Raw genomic sequence first — 17,335 nt, forward strand, 5'->3', positions numbered from 1 at the left:
GGGGGCTTGGCATTTATTGTATCTTTTTGCCGAAGTTTATGGTATACTTGTTTTGCGGCCTTGCCCGCCCATTTTATTGGGAAGGGGGTGAGCACCATGAGTCCATTTTTATCTCTTATCCAGTCCGTCGCAGTAAACATAATTTCACATTATGTTTGCAAGTGGCTTGACGGATTGTCTACGGGCCGTAAGCACTAAATAAGGAAACCCCCTTTCGGAGCGGCAACTCCGTGAGGGGGTTTTCTTTTGCTTTGGCGAGCACCATGAGTACTCTTATCTCTTATGCTTTTATTATATGCCATTCCCCGCAAAAGTCAAGCGTTGCACAGAAAGTTTACAAGCGCGCCCTCTGTCCAACCTCTCCGTCACGCCTGCGGCGTGCCACCTCTCCCAAAGGGAGAGGCTTTGGCATTCCGCCTCGTTTCCTGTATCTTTTTGGCGAATTATATGATATAATAGTCCTGCGGCTCGTCCCGCCCAATCTACCAAGGATGGGAGAAGGGGGGTGTTGCCTAATGGCGTATATTTTTTCTTTTGTTCTGTCCGTCGCAGCAAATGTAGCGTCCTACTACATCTGCAAGTGGCTTGACGGATGGCTGAAGGGCCGTAAGCACTAAAAAGGACCCCCTTTCGGAGATTGCAGCTCCGGGAGGGGGTCTTTCCTTTGGGTGCGCCGATGGCGTATTTGCTTTTTCTTTTGCTACTTTTATTATATGCCATTCCCCGCAAAAGTCAAGCGCTGCACAGAAAGTTTACAAGCGCACCATCAGGCCCGGACAACGACCACGAGGCAGTATTCCAGGCCCTCGACGGTCTTATGGCAGACGCCGACACACAGCTTGGTGGGCGCGGGCGACCCAAACGGAAGCAGGACTCCGACCTTCGGCACACTGTTAATGTTTTTGAACCGCTCTGCCTGCTCACTGGCGCTCATCCCGGTGGAGTCGAAGGCGAAAAAGCCCACGTAATTGCTCTGCTCCTCGTAGTCCTTCAGGCTGTTTAGCAGGAATTGGCCCAGCGTCTGACTGGGATTTATGTAGGAGTCCTTGTTCAGCCCGCTGATGTTCCCCTCCGTGTCCTTCTTGAACCATTCCGGGGTGAACGCGGGCCGGATGGTGCTGGTCAGTTCGGGGACGCTGTAAGAGACTTCGACGTTTTGGGAGTTTCCCTTGAAGTGGTCGGCGACGCCCTCCGCGACTGCGCTGTTTTCGGCGTCCTCTGCCGCCGAGCCGGTGCTGCCGGTGCTGCTCGAACCGCCGCCGAAAATCGAATCATACACGAGCTCGGCTGCGTCCAGCGGGGTGCAGGCTGTCAGGGACGCCGTCAGCAGCACGCCCGCGAGGGCGAGGGCAAGGAGCTTTTTCAATTTCATGGTCGTATCCTCCGTTCACTGTGGTGTTTTTGACACTTCCATTATAACCCGTCTCCCGCCGCCGCCGCAACGGCCATTCGCGCAGGTTTTGGGGCGATTCACGCAGAAAAAAGCCCCCGGGGAGGTCGCAACTCCTTGGGGGCTTGGCATTTATTGTATCTTTTTGGCGAATTGTATGTTATAATGGTTTTGCGGTTCATCCCGCCCATTTTATGGGAAGGGAGGTGGATTCTATGGTGCATTTACTCGCAATTTTGGAGTCTGTCGCAGCAAATGTAATGTCGCATTACATCTGCAAGTGGCTTGACAGATTCGACAAGGACCGCAAGCCCGACTAAATGGAAAGCCCCCGGGGAGGTCGCAACTCCTTGGGGGCTTTTCGTTTGGTGAATTCAGTGGAACATACTCGCAATTCCATCTTTAGTATATGCCATTCCCCGCAAAAGTCAAGCGCTGCACAGAAAGTTTACAGAAACCGCCGCACGGCGGCTTTCCATTTCTTTCAGTCCTGCGTTTCTTTCCGGATGCCGAACAGCCTCCGGAGCAAGCCTCTGAGGCACCTGGGGCTTTTGAGAACGACCACCTGCATAGAGCCGACCACCTTTCGTCGCTTGATACGCCATTATAGGCGGTCTGCGCCCGGAATGTTCCGGTTCAGCTCAGGATCGGCCCGTCCGGCACCGTCTCCACCACCACCAGCGCGCCCTTCTGGGTGGAGATGGTGATGCAGTCGGAGCCCTCGGCATACTCGTTGCTGACGCCGAGGGGGTAGCCTGCGGTGAGGACGGCGTCGGTCAGCTCATAGAAGGAGCCCCGCTCCGAGACCCCCTCTGCCCTGCCCTCCATCGGGAAGACCGAGAGGTAGAAATACTCATTCCTAGGGTAGCGGCGGGTCTCGCCGGGCATCACGAAGGTGATGCGGCTGCGCTCGTCCAGAAGCGTGGCCCGGACGCCCCGCTGTTCGAGGCCGAGGCCGGTGCAGAGGTTGGCCAGCGTATGCTCGAGGCGTCTGCCGCCCAGTACACCCAGCAGCAGCGCCTCGTCGAAGCCCTTCTCGGAGGCCAGCTTTGCCGCGTACTCGGTGTCGGTGTCGTCCTTGACGTGGGGCAGGATGATGGTGTCGTCGCCCTCCTGCGCCGGGCAGGGCGCGGTGTCGAAGTCGCCCACGATGATGTCGGGGCGGCAGTGGAGCGGCGCACAGTTGCGGTAGCCCGCGTCGCAGGCAATGATGGTGTCGCCGGGCCGCAGGGCCGACGCCAGCGAGGCGCTGACCGGGCAGGCGGAAATGATAACACAGCGGGACATGGGATTCCTTCTTTCTGGGAAGTATGATAACACAGCGTCTTTTTCTGTATCTTTTTGCCGAAGTTTATGATATACTGGTTCTGCGGTTCATCCCGCCCATCTTACTTGGGAAGGGAGGTGAAACCAATGATCCATATTCTCACAATCTTGGAGTCTGCCGTGGCAAATATAATTTCACATTATATCTGCAAGTGGCTTGACAGACTCGACAAGGACCGTAAGCCCGACTAAATGGAAAGCCCCCTGGGAGCGGCAACTCCTTGGGGGCTTTTCTTTTTTAGTGAAACCAATGGAATCTTCTCACAATCCCATCTTTAGTATATGCTCTTCCCCGCAAAAGTCAAGCGCTGTGCAGAAAGTTTACAGAGCTGCCCTCTCCGTCAGCGGCTGAGAGGGTACTGCCACTCCTTCACATCCTTGACCTCATCGTACATGGCGCAGTAGCTGTCGTAGCGGGTCTGGGAGAGCTTGCCTTCCGCGAGGGCGGCGCGGACGGCGCAGCCCTTCTCGGAGCGGTGGGAGCAGCCGGTGAACCGGCACGCGCCGAGGTAAGGCCCGAACTCCGGGAAGGCGTGTTCCAGAGCCTCTTTCGGGATAAAGCCCGCCCGGCTGGCCTCGAGGCTGGCGAAGCCCGGGGTGTCGGCGATGCGGCCCCCGAAGGCTTCAAAGATGGTCACCTCGCGGGTGGTGTGACGGCCACGGCCCAGCTTCTGGCTGATGGCGGCGGTCTGACGCTCCACGTCGGGCAGGAGGGCGTTCAGCAGGGTGGATTTGCCCACGCCGGAGTTGCCGCAGAAGGCGCAGAGACGGCCATTGATCCAGTGCCTGATGTCGTCCAGACCCTCGCCGGTGGCGTAGTCGATGCGGATGAAGGGCAGGGTGGACTTTTCGTAGGCGCTGCGCAGAAACTCTGCCTCGGCGAGGTCGCCTTTGGTGCAGACGATGACGGGCTGGACGCCCTTGTCCACCGCGATGGCCGAGAGCTTATCCAGCACGAGGGTGCTGGGGGTGGGCTGGGTGGTGCTTGCCACGAGGAACAGCACGTCGAGGTTCGCCATGGGCGGGCGGACGAAGACGTTCCGCCGGGGCGCGATGGACGCGATGACCGCCCCGCCGTTCTCGGTCTCCAGCGTCACCACGTCGCCCGCTACGGGGGTGATCTTCTGCTTGCGGAAGATGCCCCGGGGCTTGCACTCCACGACACCTTCCGACGTCTTAACGTAATAAAATCCGCCGATGCCTTTTGTGATATAACCTGTCATACCTACTCCTTTAGCCCAGCCAGGACGTCCACCAGTCGCTGAGACCGCCGCCGGTGGAAGAAGACGAGCTGGCGCCGGTGCTCTCGCTGGAAGAGCTGCTGCCCCCGAAGAGGCCGCCCAACCAGCCGCCGGAGCCGTCGCTGCTGGCGGTGCTCTCGCTGGGTGCTTCGGGTTCCGGTGCAGGCTCAGGGCCTGCGCTGACCACGACGCTGACCCGGGTGTTCAGCTTGGCCGATGCGCCCTCGCCGGGGTTCTGGCTGATGATGCTGCCCACGGGCTGGTCGCTGTACTGCTCGGTCTGGCTGCCCAGACCCAGTTTCCGCTGCACCAGCAGGGTGCGGGCGTCGTTCACGTTCATGCCGATGAGGCTGGGGACTTTGGTGGTGGTGGCCACCTGCGGGCGGCTGACGTAGATCACCACCGTGGTGCCTGCGGCCACCTGACTGCCTGCGGCGGGGTCGGTGCGGATGATGGAGCCTGCGGCCACCGACTCATCCACGGCCTGAGTGACCAGCACCGACACGCCCAGGTCCTTCAGCTGCTGTTCGCCGTCGGCCTGCACGTAGTTGGTCAGGTCGGGGACGGTGACGTAGTGGATGCCGAGGCTGACGGTGAGGGTCACGCTCTGGCCCTCGCGGACGGTGCGGCCCGCCACCGGCGACTGCTTGTAGACATGGCCTGCGGCGTAGTCGTTGTTGTACTCCTCTTCCCAGTTGACGACCACCTGACCGGAGGCCACCTGCTCAGAGGCGTTCACCTCGTCCTGGGTCATGCCGCTGAAATCGCCCAGCACGATGTCGGCGCGGTCGGTCATGATATTGCTGGAATCGTTCAGGATGGTCCAGCACAGGGCCGCACAGGCCAGCGCAAAGGCCGTCGTGATGCCCAGCAGCACCGGCATAAAGCCGCTGCGCTTCTTCTTTTTCGCCTTAGCCTTGGGGCGGGCGGGATTCGCCGCCGGTTTCTCCGGGGGTCTGCGGATGCTGCGTTTCTGCGGCATGGGGTCATTCACCACCTTTTCAGGTTCTTCCTTTACATATTGATACTGGAACGTGACGGAGGGGTCCTGCACGTAGGCGTCCAGCGCTTCCAGCATCTCTGCGGCGCTGGAATACCGGTTGACCGGCAGCTTCGCCATGGCGCGTTCCGTGATTTGCACGAGGCCCAGCGGCACGTCCGGGGCAAGCTCGGCCAGCGGCTTCGGGGTGTCCCGTATCTGCTTGCGGGCCACCTCCACCATGTCGTCGGCGTCGAAGGGCAGCCTGCCCGAGAGCATCTCGTACATCATGACGCCCACGGAGTAGATGTCGCTCTTGGGGTCGGTCTCCTCCCCCTTCGCCTGTTCGGGGCTGATGTAGTGGACGCTGCCCATGGCCTTTTTGCCGTTCTGGATCTGGTTTTCGGCCCGGGAGATGCGGGCGATGCCAAAGTCCATCATCCGCAGCTGGCCGTTGTCCAGCAGCATGATGTTCTGGGGCTTGATGTCCCGGTGGACGACGCCGTTGCGGTGGGCGTGGTCGAGGGCGCGGAGGATCTGGGCGATGAAGTGGACGGTCTCCCGGCTGGTGATCTTGCCGCCCCGCTCGTTGAGGTACTCCCGGAGGGTCATCCCCTCCACGCACTCCATCACGATATACTGTAGGTTTTCGCTGACAGAGACGTCGTAGACCTTGACGATGTTGGGGTGGTTGAGCAGGGAGATGGCCTTGGACTCGTTCTTGAAGCGGCGGACGAGGTCGGCGTCATGCATCAGCTCCTGACGCAGCACCTTGACGGCCACCACCGTGCCTTCCGGCACAGGCCCGCCGGGGGCAGAGACCACGGCCTTGTAGACGTTGGCCATGCCGCCTGCGCCGATGAGCTCCTGAATGGTGTAGAGCCCGTCCAGCGTCTTGCCGATGAGATTATCCATGCTTCACCTCCAGCGGCTCCACGCCCAGCAGCAGCGCGGTGATGTTGTCGGGGCCGCCGCCCGCGTTGGCGGCGTCCACCAGCCGGTCGGGGATGTCGTAGAACCCGCCCTTGGTGAAGATTTCCTCGATCTTTTCCTTGGGCAGGACGTTGGTGAGGCCGTCGGTGCAGAGCAGGATCATATCGCCCCTCTGCACCGGCACGCTGGTGAACTCGGGGTCGAGGCGGTAGTCCACGCCCAGCGCCCGGGTGATGATGTTCTTCTGGGGGTGATGCTCGGCTTCCTCGGCGGTGATGGTGCCGCAGTCCACCAGCTCCTGCACGTAGGAGTGGTCGTGGGTGAGCTGGGTGAGCCTGCCGCCCCGGACGAGGTAGGCCCGGGAGTCGCCTGCGTGGCAGATAAAGGCGCTGCCGCCCCGCACGAGGGCGCAGACCGCCGTGGTGCCCATGCCCGCCAGCTCCTCCTCCCGGGAGGCTTTCTGGAAGACGAAGCGGTTGGCGTTGATGAGCGCCCGCTTCAAAAAGGTTTCCTCGTCGCCGGGCAGGCACTGGGCGTACTGCTCGTGGAAGCTGTGCTCGATGACGTCGCAGGCGCTCACGGAAGCCTCACGGCCTCCCCGCGCACCGCCCATGCCGTCGCACACGAGGCCCCAGGCCGCGTCGCTGTTCAGCTCGCCTGCCCGGTAGTCATCCTGATTCTCGGGGCGGACGCTGCCGACGTCTGTTTTTCCTGCAAGTTTCATAGGATTCTCCTTCTCAAACTTTGCCGTTCATCTCGTCGCGGCGGAGCTGACCGCAGGCGGCGCTGATCTCGCTGCCCAGACGGCGGCGGACGGTGGCGTTGACGCCGAGGCTTTCCAGCTTCTGCTGGAAGCGCCGGACATTGGCGGCGTCGGTAGCCGAATACGGGCTGCCGTCCACCGGGTTGATGGGGATGAGGTTGACGTGAGCGCCCATCCCCCGGATGAGGTCGGCCAGCTGTCTGGCGCAGGCATCGGAGTCGTTGACCCCCCGCACCATGGAGTACTCGAAGCTCACTCTCCGGCCCGTCGTCTCCTGATACCGGCGCACGGCCTGCATCAGCACCTCCACGGGGTAGGCGTCGTTCACGGGCATCATGCCGCTGCGGATGTCGTTGTTGGGGGCGTGGAGGGAGACGGAGAGGGTGAGCTGGAGCTTCTTCTCGGCCAGCTGGTCAATTTTCGGCACGAGGCCGCAGGTGGAGAGGCTGATGTTCCGCATCCCGATGTTCACCCCCTCGGGGGACGAGATGTTCTCGAGAAAGCGCATGACTTCGTCGAAATTATCCAGCGGCTCCCCAATGCCCATCAGCACGATGTGGGAGATGCGCTCCCCGATGTCCTTCTGGGCGGTGTAAATTTCGGAGCATATCTCCCCCGCCTCGAGGTTGCGCACCCGGCCCGCCTGGGTCGAGGCACAGAAGCGGCAGCCCATCCGGCAGCCCACCTGAGTGGACACGCAGACCGTGTTGCCGTAGTGGTAGCGCATGACGACGGTCTCGATGCAGTTGCCGTCGGCCATCCGCAGCAGGTACTTCACGGTGCCGTCCTTGGCCTCCTGCCGCCGCTCGATGATGGGCGCGGCGATGTAAAATGCCTCCTCGAGCTTTGCCAGCAGGGCTTTGGGCTGGTCGGTCATGGCCGAAAAGTCGGTCACGAGCTTCTGGTGGACCCAGTGGAAAATCTGCTTGGCCCGGAAGCCGGGCTGGCCCATCGCTTTCAGCTCCGCCGTCAGCTGTTCCAGCGTCAGGGAGGATATACAGCGTTTAGTCTCCATGAAAATCTCCTTTTGTCAGGAATCACGTTTCTGCATCGCGCAGAGGAAAAAGCCGTCCATGCCGGTGCGGGTGGGGACGGAAAGCGCACCCCAGTCCCCCACGGTCATCCCGGCCGGGAAGCGGACGTCCGGCGTCACCACCCGGAACTCCGGGTGTCGGCCCACGAAGGCCCGCACCTGCTCTTCGTTCTCGGCAGGGTCGATGGTGCAGGTGGAGTAGACCAGACGCCCGCCCTCTTTCAGGTGGGCGGCGGCTGTATCCAGAATGGCCGACTGGGTGGCCAATAATTCATCGTGACGCGCTTTTTCGAGGGTCTTGTACCGGATGTCCGGCTTCTTGGCAAGGATGCCAAGGCCGCTGCAGGGGGCGTCTACCAAAATGGCATCCGCCATGGGCAGGTGGTTGTCCGGCTTTGTGCCGTCGGAGACCCGGGGCTCCACATGGGCAAACCCCATCCGCTCCACGGCCTTGCGGATGAGCTGGACGCGGTTCTCGCTGACGTCGCAGCTCACCAGCCGCCCTTCGTCCCCCATCTCCTCGATGAGGAGCAGGCTCTTGCCGCCGGGGGCAGCGCAGAGGTCGAGGACGGTATCGCCGGGCTTTGCCTCCACACAGAGGGCGGCAAGCTGGCTGGCCTGCCCCTCCACATGGAAATATCCGTCCCGGAAAAGCCCGCTCTCCGCCGGGCTCCCCTCGAAGCGGGCTAAGACGCTGCCCGGCACAAGGCCCGGGGCGGCGGTCTTCGCGCCCGAGGCCAGCAGCTTTTCGCAGAGGGCTTCCGGCGTCCCTTTCAGGGGGTTGGCCCGGAGGCTGGTCAGGCCGCCGTCGGCGGTGTGGGTCAGGATGTCCAGCGCCTCGTCGGGGTAGTGTTCGTGGAGGAACGCTGCCACGTCCCGGCCCGCCGAGCCCAGCACCATCAGCCGCTCCACCTCGTCGGCGAAGACGGCAGAGCCGAGGTCATAGCCGATGGCCCGGCGCAGCACGGCGTTCACGAGGCCGGAGGCGCTGGCTTTCCGGAAAGTACGGGTCAGCTTGACGGCCTCATTGACCGCCGCCGAGGCCGGCACCTGCATATAGCGGGCCTGCGCCAGCGCGGCGCGGAGAATTTCCCGCACCTGCGGGTCGAGCTTTGCGAGGCCCTTGGGCAGAAACCGGCTCAGGATATAGTCCAGCGTCCCCTGATGTTCCAGCACGGTGTAAAATATCGCGCTGGCAAATGCTTTATCGCGGCCTTCCAGCTTCTGGCGGCGCAGTTCTGCGTCGAGGATGAGGTTCGAAAAACCGTCCTGCTCCTGCCGCACCAGCGCCGCCACCGCCGCCCCGCGGGGGTTCGGGCCGCTCACAGGCTGTCCCCCGCCTTGAGGCGGAGACCGGCGGCGAAGGAGGTGCCGTCCATGGGCTTCTTGCCCTCCGGCACGACGTGCAGCAGCTGAATAGCGCCCTCACCGCAGGCCACGGTCAGGGGCTTGGTGGCGAGGACCGTGCCGGCGGCTTCGCCGTGGCTTTCCGCGACGCGGCACTCCATGACTTTGACCTTCTTGCCGCCCGCCGTCACGAACCATGCCCCGGGCCACGGGTTCATGCCCCGCACCCAGTTGTGGATGTGGTCGGCGCTGTCGGTCAGATGGAACTGGGCCATCTCCTTACTCAGCATGGGGGCGGTGGAGGCGTTCTCGTGGGCCTGAGGCTCTGCTTTCAGCGTCCCGGCTGCGATGGCAGGCAGGGTCTCGCAGAGCACCCGTGCGCCCACGGCAGTGACCCGGTCGAACAGCTGGCCGCTGGTCTCCTCGGGGTCGATGGCGATCCTCTCGCAGGCCAGCACGTCGCCGGTGTCGAGGCCCTCGTCCATCTGCATGATGGAGACGCCCGTCTCGGCGTCGCCGTTCAGCACCGCCCACTGCACGGGGGCGCTGCCCCGGTATTTCGGCAGCAGGGAGACGTGGAGGTTGATGCAGCCGTATTTCGGCGCTTCCAGCACCGATCTGGGCAAGATGCAGCCGTAGGCCACCACGACGATGAGCTCAGGAGCCAGCGCCCGGATGTTCTCGTCCTCGCCGCCGTCCCGCAGGGTGCGGGGCTGAAAGACGGGGGTGCCGTGGGCCAGCGCCACTTCCTTCACCGGGGGTGCGGTGAGCACCTGCTTGCGGCCCACGGGCTTGTCGCGCCGGGTGTAGACCCCGCAGATGTCGTGGCCCGCCTCATACAGGGCTTTCAGGCAGTCCGCCGCAATATCCGGCGTCCCCATGAACAGAATGCGCATCAGTCGTTCTCCTTCTTCTTGGCGGCAGCGGCGCGGCCCTCCTCGGTGTCCTCATAGAAGAACTCGCTGGACTCCATGATGGTGATGCCGTCCAGATGGTCGTTCTCGTGCTGGATGCAGCGGGCCAGCAGGCCCTCGGCTTCCAGCTCGAACCACTCGCCGTTCCGGTCCTGTGCGCGGACCTTGACGGCTGCGGGGCGGGTCACGGCGCCGTTGTGGCCCGGGAAGGACAGGCAGCCCTCGTAGGCGGTCTCCTCGTCCTCCGACACGGCGAGAATTTCGGGGTTGACGAAGTCGATGAACTTGTACTCGTAGTTTTCGGGGATTTCTTCCGGGGCGTCGGTGGTGTCCCACACCACGAAGACGCGGCGCAGCATCCCCACCTGCGGGCCTGCGAGGCCCACGCCGTCGGCGGCGATCATCGTCTCGCGCATATCGTCCAGCAGGGTGGCCAGACGGTCGTCGAAGTTGGTCACGGGGCGGCAGACCTTGTTCAGGATGGGGTCGCCCTCTTTTACAATGTTGCGGATAGCCATGAAGTATACCTCCAGATAAATCGTTAATTTTTGTTGTAGCCGTGGGTACGGGTGCAAAGGGTCTCTTTCCACCACGATTCCCGCTTCAGGATATATTCATCATCCATTCTTGCATTGTAATTCTCAAGGATGGAATACTGAAAATTTTCTTTTACATAGTTGAAGCCCTGCTGCTTCACCAGCTCTCGCAGCTCGACGTTCCCGCCGTGGCCGTCGGCGGCGTAGCTCGACCACCGCTGCAGCAGCATCCCGGTCTGGGACGTGGCCGACCCCACATACATCTTTCCGGTCTTGGTGTCGGTGATGAGGTAGACGGCCTTCTGGTTTCGCAGGGCATCGACCCAGCCGGGCAGCTGGCGGTCTACGATATTTTTCAGCAGCGGATAGCTCAGCCGGACGTTCTCGTAGCCGGGGAACTCGTCGCCGGTATACTGTTCGTTCAGGATCTGCACGACTTCCAGCTCGTCCATGACCGCTTCATACTTCCGGCTCATCCTCCGGCCGTCGTTGTGATACTCCACCACCACCCGACCGAAGTACTGCTCGTACTCTTTCCTCTCGTCGGCGTCATACCCCACGCCTTCGGTCACGTCCCGCAGACCGGTGATTTTTTTGATGGTAGTCAACAACCACTTATCCCGCCTGAATCTGAGCAGACAGACAGCCGTCTGCCCCACGCTGAAATCATGGCGGTCTTTGTAGCCCAGCAGCCAATACACGTTCACCCAGTCAGGATTCGTCTTGTAGAGTTCCAGCGGGTCATCGGAGCCGTCACAAATATTGAACTTCACCCGGACATTCGGCACCTCTGAGGCATCAAAATGCAGCAGGTCGTTGAGCATGATCTTTGCCATTTTCGATTCCTCCTCAAATATCACCGTCAGAATGCATATCCACCACCACGGTGGCCTTGGCGGGCAGCTTTTCCTGCTCATAGAGGCCGAGGGTCTGGCGGACAAGGTCGCGGAAGCGTTTGTCGGCGCGGCACTTGATGGTGAGCTTGTAGCGGTAGTTCTCGTTGATCTTTTCGATGTTGCCGGGGGTGGGGCCAAGCACCCGGAGGGGCAGGTCCGGCTGCTGCGCGGCCTGACGGCCTAAGAGGGCCGAGAACCGGGCGGCGGCCCGGGCCACCTCGATCTCCTTCGGGCCGGAGAAGCCCACGACGCAGAGCCCGCAGAAGGGCGGGTAGAGGCCCAGCTTGCGGTAGGCGATCTCCTGCTCGAAGAAGGCGTCGTAGTCCTGCGCGGCGGCGAGGTTGAGGACGGGGTTGTCGGGGTCGGTGGTCTGGATGATGGCGAAGCCCGGGTCTTTCGCCCGGCCGGAGCGCCCCACCACCTGGGTGATGAGGCTGAACACCGTCTCGTAGGCCCGAAACCCCTGCGCAAAGAGCAGCGAGTCGATGCCGAGGACGCCCACGAGGGTCACGTCCTCGAAATCGAGGCCCTTGGCCACCATCTGGGTCCCCACCATGATGTCGTACTCATGCCGGGCGAACTTCGCCAGCAGCTTTTCGTGGGCGTCTTTGGCGGCGGTGGAGTCCTGGTCCATCCGCAGCACTCTCGCCTCCGGGAAGAGCTGGGCCAGCTCCTCCTCGGCCTTCTGGGTGCCGAAGCCCCGGTAGAGCAGCTTGCCGCCGCAGACGGGGCAGGTCTTGGGAGGCGGGTCGAGCTGGGTGCCGCAGTAGTGGCAGAGCAGCTTATGGCCCGCCTTGTGGTAGACCATGGGGACGCTGCACTTGGGGCATTTCAGCACCTCGCGGCAGTCGTCGCACTGGGCCATGGTCTGGTAGCCCCGGCGGTTGAGCAGCAAAATCGTCTGCTTCCCCGCGTCGAGGTTGCGCCGGATGGCGTCCTCCATGGCAAGGCTGATCTCCCTCGGGTTGCCCGAGGCCAGCTCTGCCCGCATATCCACGATCTGGACGCTGGGCAGCGGGTTGCCGCCGTAGCGCTGGGTGAGCCGGACGAGCTGGGTGCGGCCATTCCGGGCGGCGTAAAAGCTCTCGGTGCTGGGGGTGGCGCTGGCCAGAAGGAGCAGGGAGCCGTTCTCCGCCGCCCGCTGCCGGGCCACCTCGTGGGCGGCGTACCGGGGCGCAGACTCGGAGCGGTAGGTGTGCTCCTGCTCCTCGTCGATGATGACGAGGCCGATGTTCTCCAGCGGGGCAAAGACGGCGCTCCGGGTCCCCACCACGATGTCGGCACCGCCGTCCTGTATCATCTGCCATTGGAGCAGACGCTCGGTATGGTTGAGGGCCGAGTGCTGGACGGCCACCCGCCGCCCGAACCGGCTCTTGAGGCGGAGGATCATCTGAGGCGTCAGGCTGATCTCCGGCACCAGCACGAGGGCGCGGCGGCCCAGCGCCAGACACCGCTCGATGAGCTTTAAGAACACCAGCGTCTTGCCGCTGCCGGTGACGCCGTAGAGCAGCGCCGAGTGGGGGGCGGTGTCTTCGAGGCCGGGCAGCAGGGCGTCATAGGCCGCCTGCTGCTCTGCCGTCAGGGTGATGGGCTCGTTTTTCAGCGGGATAGACGAATACAGGTCGATGGATTTGTTCACCTTGCTGCATTCGACGACGCCCTTGGCGCAGAGGTTGTCCAGCACGGCTTTGGTGATGCCGTGGGCCTCCATCTCGTTCTGGGTGCGCTCCCCCCCGCTCAGCAGGGCCACTGCCGCCAGCTGCTTGGCCGTGGGCCTGGGCTTTTGCTGCAAGCTGCCCACCAGCTTATAGCTGTTCTCGGTGTGGCGGGGGAGCTGCTTTTTGAGCACCCGCGTCACGCCGTCCGCCGCGAGGGCGGGCTTATACTGCGCCCCATAGGGGATGACCGCCTTGACGGCCTCGTAGTAGGTGCAGAAGGTGCGCTCCTTGAGGAAATGCACCAGCCGCAGCAGCTCCGGCGTCAGGCAGGCCGAGGCCGGGGCCACGTCGAAGAGGTACTTGAGCTTTGCGTGTTCCGGCTCTTCGTCGCAGGCCAGCACCACGCCCATCCGGGCCTTGCTCCCCCGCCCGAAGGGCACCAGCACCATGCTGCCGAGGCGGACGGCCTCCTGCTGGTCGGGCATGACGGCGTAGGTATAGAGTTTGTCGAAGTGGAAGGTCGCGTTGCTCACGGCAACGCCTACCGTTTTTGGCATTCGCGGCTCCTTGTTATCTGTCGAGGCCGGCCCGCTGGCGGATGATGCCGTAGAGCTTCTCGGCGCAGGCGTCCACCTCGTCGTTCACGAGGGTGAGGGTGAACTTCTCCTGCTCGGCCAGCTCCTTCTTTGCGGTGGCGAGGCGCTCAAGGATGCTGGCTTCCGTCTCGGTGCCGCGGCCCCGGAGGCGGCGTTCCAGCTCCTCCACGGAGGGCGGCAGCAGGAAGATGGTGGTAGCCCCCGGGAACATCCGGCGGATGTTGGCCGCGCCGTGGACGTCGATGACCAGCACCACCAGCTTGCCCGCCTCGAGGCGCTTATCCACCTCTTCGCGGAGGGTGCCGTAGTAGTTGCCGTTGTAGAAGTTATGCTCCACCACCTGGTCGGTTTCGATGAGGTGCTGGAACTGCTCCCGGGTGCGGTAGTAGTAGTCCACGCCCTCCTGCTCGCCGGGGCGGGGTGCGCGGGTGGTGGCGGAGACGGTCTTTTCGATCTCGGGGTGGGCCTCGCGCAGGGCCTTGACCACACTATCCTTGCCGGTACCGGCGGCACCGGAGACGACAAACAGGTACTTTTCGTTTTCCATTTTTTACTGCTCCTCTGTCGGTTTTCCTTCCGGCTGGCCCGCAGCGCGGCTTGCCACCGTCTCAGGCGTCAGGGCCGAAAGGACTACATGGTCGGAGTCCATGATGAGCACGGCCCGGGTGCTGCGGCCATAGGACGCATCAATGAGCATCCCCCGCTCCCGCGCCTCCTTCACCAGACGCTTGACCGGCGCAGAGTCGGGGCTGACGACGGCCACCACCCGCCCTGCGCTGACCAGATTGCCAAAGCCGATGTTGATGAGCTTCATCTGAACTCCTCCGTACTGTTTTTATTCGAGGTTCTGGATCTGTTCGCGGATCTTCTCGATCTCCGCCTTCATGTCCACCACCGTGCGGGTGATGTCCAGATCCTGACACTTGGAGCCGATGGTGTTGGTCTCACGGTTCAGCTCCTGAGTCAGGAAGTCCAGCTTGCGGCCCACCGGCTCGTCCAGCTCCAGAATGGAGCGGTACTGGGCGATGTGGCTGCGCAGACGGACGGTCTCCTCGTCCACGGCGGTCTTGTCGCCGAAGATGGCGGCTTCCGTCAGGACGCGGGCGTCGTCGATGCTGCGGTCCTCGAGGATGGTCTTGAGCTTCTCGTAGAGGCGGCTGGTGTAGGCTTCGACGCGGCCTGCGCTCAGGGTCTCCACCCTGCCCACCCGCTCCTCGAGGAAGCACAGGCGGCTCTCCACGTCGGCCTTCATCTTGGCACCCTCGGCGGCGCGCATGGCGATGAAGTTGTCCAGCGCCTGAGCCGTCACGGCGGAGACGTCGGCCCAGAGCTGTTCCTCGTCCACGTCGGCGTGGCGGGTGGCCAGCACGTCCGGGAAGCGGGTCAGCGTCGAGACGGTGACGTCGTTCTTGATGCAGAGCTTCTCCGAAAGGTTCCGCAGGGCCTTCTGGTAGCTGCGGGCCAGCTCCATGTTGACGGTCACTTCTGCGTCGGCGGCCTCCACGTTCTGGATGGTCATGCTCAGCTCGACCTTGCCGCGGGTGACCCGCTCGTTGAGCTGCTTTTTCAGGCGGCTGTCCATGTAGCTGCAGCTGCGGGGGATGCGGGACGAATACTCGAAATACCGGGAGTTGACGCTGCGCAGCTCGACCGTGATCTCGCGGCCATTCAATACAGCAGTCCCCCGGCCAAAACCGGTCATGCTCAGGATCATATGCTCCACGTTTCCTCTCTGTTGATGGGTGGATATGCGGACAAATTACGGTATATGTATCCGCGTTTGGGTATACAGGCCCATGTTACGATACATATGTTATTATTCTACTCTGATGACCGCTTTTTTGCAAGTAAAAGAGCACAAAAAGCCCCCCGCATCTCTGCGGGGGGCTTAGAAAGCCTTATGCTGTTTTATCAGACGGGGTGAGACTTGTTTGCAAAATCTGCATGGTCTGCATCCACGCCCTGAGCCTTGGCGTTGCGCTTCTCGAAGAACTTGGGCGCGACCTGCGGGAACATGGCGTAGGTCAGGACGTCCTCTTCCTGAGTAGCCCACTTTGCAGCCTCAGCCTTCAGCTTGTCCATCTCGGGAGCGAGGGTGTCGGCAAAGCGGCAGGTGATGGGCTTCTCGTCGCCCAGGATCTTCTTGGTGAACTCGGCGCTGATGGGAGCGGGAGTCTTGCCGTAGTCGCCGTGGACCAGGCCCTTGAACTCCTTGGTGACCATCTTGTAGCGCTCGCCCAGGATGACGTTGAAGACAGCCTGGGTGCCGACGATCTGGCTGGTGGGGGTGACCAGCGGAGGATAGCCTGCGTCCTCACGAACGCGGGGGATCTCAGCCAGCACTTCGTCCAGCTTGTCTTCCTTGCCGGCATCCTTCAGCTGCTTGAGCATGTTGGAGAACATGCCGCCCGGCACCTGATACAGCAGGGTGTTGGCGTCCACGCCCAGAGACTTGGGGCTGATCTGGCCGTTGGCGATGTACTTCTCGCGCAGCTTTGCAAAGTATGCGCGCACGACGTTCAGCTGCTTGAGGTCGAGGCCGGTGTCGTAATCGGTGCCCTGCAGGGCGGCCACGAGGCTCTCGGTAGCCATGTGGCTGGTGCCGCCGCTCAGGGGGCTCATGGCGGTATCGACGATGTCAGCACCGGCCTCGATGCCCTTCAGCAGGGACATGGAAGCCAGACCGGCCGTGTAGTGGCTGTGGATGTCCACAGGGATGGACAGGGTGTTCTTCAGCTCCTTGACCAGCTCGTAGCAGGTGTAGGGAGTCAGCAGACCGGCCATGTCCTTGATGCAGATGGAGTTTGCACCCATCTCTTCCAGAGTCTTTGCGTACTTGACGTAGTACTCGTTGTTGTGGACAGGGCTCAGGGTGTAGCTGATGCAGCCCTGAACGTGTGCGCCTTCCTTGTTGGCAGACTTGATGGCGGTCTGCAGGTTGCGGGCGTCGTTCAGTGCGTCGAAGATGCGGATGACGTCGATGCCGTTTGCAACGGACTTCTTCACGAAGTACTCGACGGCGTCGTCCGCGTAGGGGCGGTAGCCCAGCATGTTCTGGCCGCGGAACAGCATCTGCAGCTTCTGGTGGGGCAGCTCCTTGCGCAGGATGCGCAGACGCTCCCAGGGGTCCTCATCGAGGAAGCGGATGCAGCTGTCGAAGGTCGCACCGCCCCAGCACTCGACGGAGAAGTAAGGGATCTTGTCCATCTCGGGCAGGATGGGACGCATCTCGTCCATCGTCATACGGGTGGCCAGCAGGGACTGGTGGGCATCGCGCAGGACGACTTCCGTGATCTTGATGGGCTTTTTAGCCATTGTTGTCACCTCTCTCTTAGTTCATGGAAACCAGAGTGTCACCGGAGTTGACGGTGTCGCCCTTATGGACATTGATGGAAGCAACGGTGCCGTCCTGAGGAGCAACGATCTCGTTCTCCATCTTCATGGCCTCGAGGATGACCAGCACGTCGCCAGCCTTGACGGAAGCACCGGCGGCGACCTTCACGTCCAGGATGTTGCCGGGCATCGGAGCCTTGACCTCAACAGCGCCTGCGGAAGCAGGAGCAGCGGGTGCGGCAGGAGCAGCAGCGGCAGCGGGAGCCGGAGCGGCCTTGGGTGCGGGTGCAGCAGCAGGAGCCACGGGTGCAGCGCCGGCAGCGGTCTCCTCGACAGAGACGCTGTAAGCAACGCCATTGACGGAAATATTGTAGTACTTCATGGAAGAGT

At 62.5% G+C, this 17,335-nt stretch carries 16 protein-coding genes; all 16 read right to left on the reverse strand.

Annotated features, from left to right (window positions below):
• Nucleotides 1-766 precede the first annotated feature (766 nt).
• Nucleotides 767-1,372, reverse strand: a complete 606-nt coding sequence (locus F3G95_RS01205; protein WP_149793458.1) for a hypothetical protein — start codon at nucleotides 1,370-1,372, stop codon at nucleotides 767-769.
• Between the two features lie 654 nt (nucleotides 1,373-2,026).
• Nucleotides 2,027-2,677 (reverse strand): thiamine diphosphokinase, encoded by a 651-nt coding sequence (locus F3G95_RS01210; protein ID WP_149793459.1) that lies wholly within the window; start codon nucleotides 2,675-2,677, stop codon nucleotides 2,027-2,029.
• A 380-nt stretch (nucleotides 2,678-3,057) separates the two neighbouring features.
• Nucleotides 3,058-3,939 (reverse strand): ribosome small subunit-dependent GTPase A, encoded by an 882-nt coding sequence (gene rsgA / locus F3G95_RS01215; RefSeq protein WP_149793460.1) that lies wholly within the window; start codon nucleotides 3,937-3,939, stop codon nucleotides 3,058-3,060.
• A gap of 10 nt (nucleotides 3,940-3,949) precedes the next feature.
• Nucleotides 3,950-5,851: a Stk1 family PASTA domain-containing Ser/Thr kinase gene (pknB, locus tag F3G95_RS01220; RefSeq protein ID WP_149793461.1), complete on the reverse strand. Its 1,902-nt coding sequence runs from the start codon at nucleotides 5,849-5,851 to the stop codon at nucleotides 3,950-3,952.
• Entirely contained in the window at nucleotides 5,844-6,593 is a 750-nt protein-coding gene (locus tag F3G95_RS01225) for a Stp1/IreP family PP2C-type Ser/Thr phosphatase (RefSeq protein ID WP_149793462.1), read from the reverse strand. Before F3G95_RS01225 ends, pknB begins: the two co-directional genes overlap by 8 nt.
• Before the next feature lie 13 nt (nucleotides 6,594-6,606).
• Nucleotides 6,607-7,647, reverse strand: coding sequence for a 23S rRNA (adenine(2503)-C(2))-methyltransferase RlmN (gene rlmN, locus F3G95_RS01230; protein ID WP_149793463.1), 1,041 nt, complete (start codon nucleotides 7,645-7,647; stop codon nucleotides 6,607-6,609).
• Nucleotides 7,648-7,662: 15 nt separating this feature from the next.
• On the reverse strand, nucleotides 7,663-8,991 hold the full coding sequence (gene rsmB / locus F3G95_RS01235) for a 16S rRNA (cytosine(967)-C(5))-methyltransferase RsmB (protein WP_149793464.1): 1,329 nt from the start codon (nucleotides 8,989-8,991) through the stop codon (nucleotides 7,663-7,665).
• Nucleotides 8,988-9,908, reverse strand: coding sequence for a methionyl-tRNA formyltransferase (gene fmt / locus F3G95_RS01240; RefSeq protein ID WP_149793465.1), 921 nt, complete (start codon nucleotides 9,906-9,908; stop codon nucleotides 8,988-8,990). The genes rsmB and fmt overlap by 4 nt, the downstream gene beginning before the upstream one ends.
• Nucleotides 9,908-10,444: a peptide deformylase gene (def, locus tag F3G95_RS01245; protein ID WP_149793466.1), complete on the reverse strand. Its 537-nt coding sequence runs from the start codon at nucleotides 10,442-10,444 to the stop codon at nucleotides 9,908-9,910. Before def ends, fmt begins: the two co-directional genes overlap by 1 nt.
• Nucleotides 10,445-10,467: 23 nt before the next feature.
• Nucleotides 10,468-11,298, reverse strand: coding sequence for a GIY-YIG nuclease family protein (locus tag F3G95_RS13925; protein WP_149793467.1), 831 nt, complete (start codon nucleotides 11,296-11,298; stop codon nucleotides 10,468-10,470).
• Between the two features lie 13 nt (nucleotides 11,299-11,311).
• The gene (gene priA, locus F3G95_RS01255; RefSeq protein ID WP_149793468.1) at nucleotides 11,312-13,573 is read right to left on the reverse strand and encodes a primosomal protein N'; all 2,262 of its coding nucleotides are present in this window, start codon (nucleotides 13,571-13,573) and stop codon (nucleotides 11,312-11,314) included.
• Between the two features lie 13 nt (nucleotides 13,574-13,586).
• Nucleotides 13,587-14,159, reverse strand: coding sequence for a guanylate kinase (gene gmk, locus F3G95_RS01260; protein WP_149793469.1), 573 nt, complete (start codon nucleotides 14,157-14,159; stop codon nucleotides 13,587-13,589).
• Nucleotides 14,160-14,162: 3 nt separating this feature from the next.
• Nucleotides 14,163-14,426 carry a DUF370 domain-containing protein gene (locus F3G95_RS01265; protein ID WP_015563972.1) on the reverse strand — a complete coding sequence of 88 codons (264 nt, stop codon included), beginning with the start codon at nucleotides 14,424-14,426 and terminating at the stop codon, nucleotides 14,163-14,165.
• A gap of 21 nt (nucleotides 14,427-14,447) precedes the next feature.
• Entirely contained in the window at nucleotides 14,448-15,326 is an 879-nt protein-coding gene (locus tag F3G95_RS01270; RefSeq protein ID WP_015563971.1) for a YicC/YloC family endoribonuclease, read from the reverse strand.
• Nucleotides 15,327-15,523: 197 nt separating this feature from the next.
• A complete protein-coding gene (locus tag F3G95_RS01275) occupies nucleotides 15,524-16,927 on the reverse strand; it encodes an oxaloacetate decarboxylase subunit alpha (RefSeq protein WP_149793470.1) in 1,404 nt (467 codons plus the stop codon).
• Between the two features lie 16 nt (nucleotides 16,928-16,943).
• A complete protein-coding gene (locus tag F3G95_RS01280; RefSeq protein WP_149793471.1) occupies nucleotides 16,944-17,327 on the reverse strand; it encodes a biotin/lipoyl-containing protein in 384 nt (127 codons plus the stop codon).
• Nucleotides 17,328-17,335 lie beyond the last annotated feature (8 nt).

Source organism: Faecalibacterium sp. Marseille-P9312 (assembly GCF_902497445.1).
In the GTDB taxonomy this organism is placed as follows: Bacteria; Bacillota; Clostridia; order Oscillospirales; family Ruminococcaceae; genus Faecalibacterium; species Faecalibacterium longum.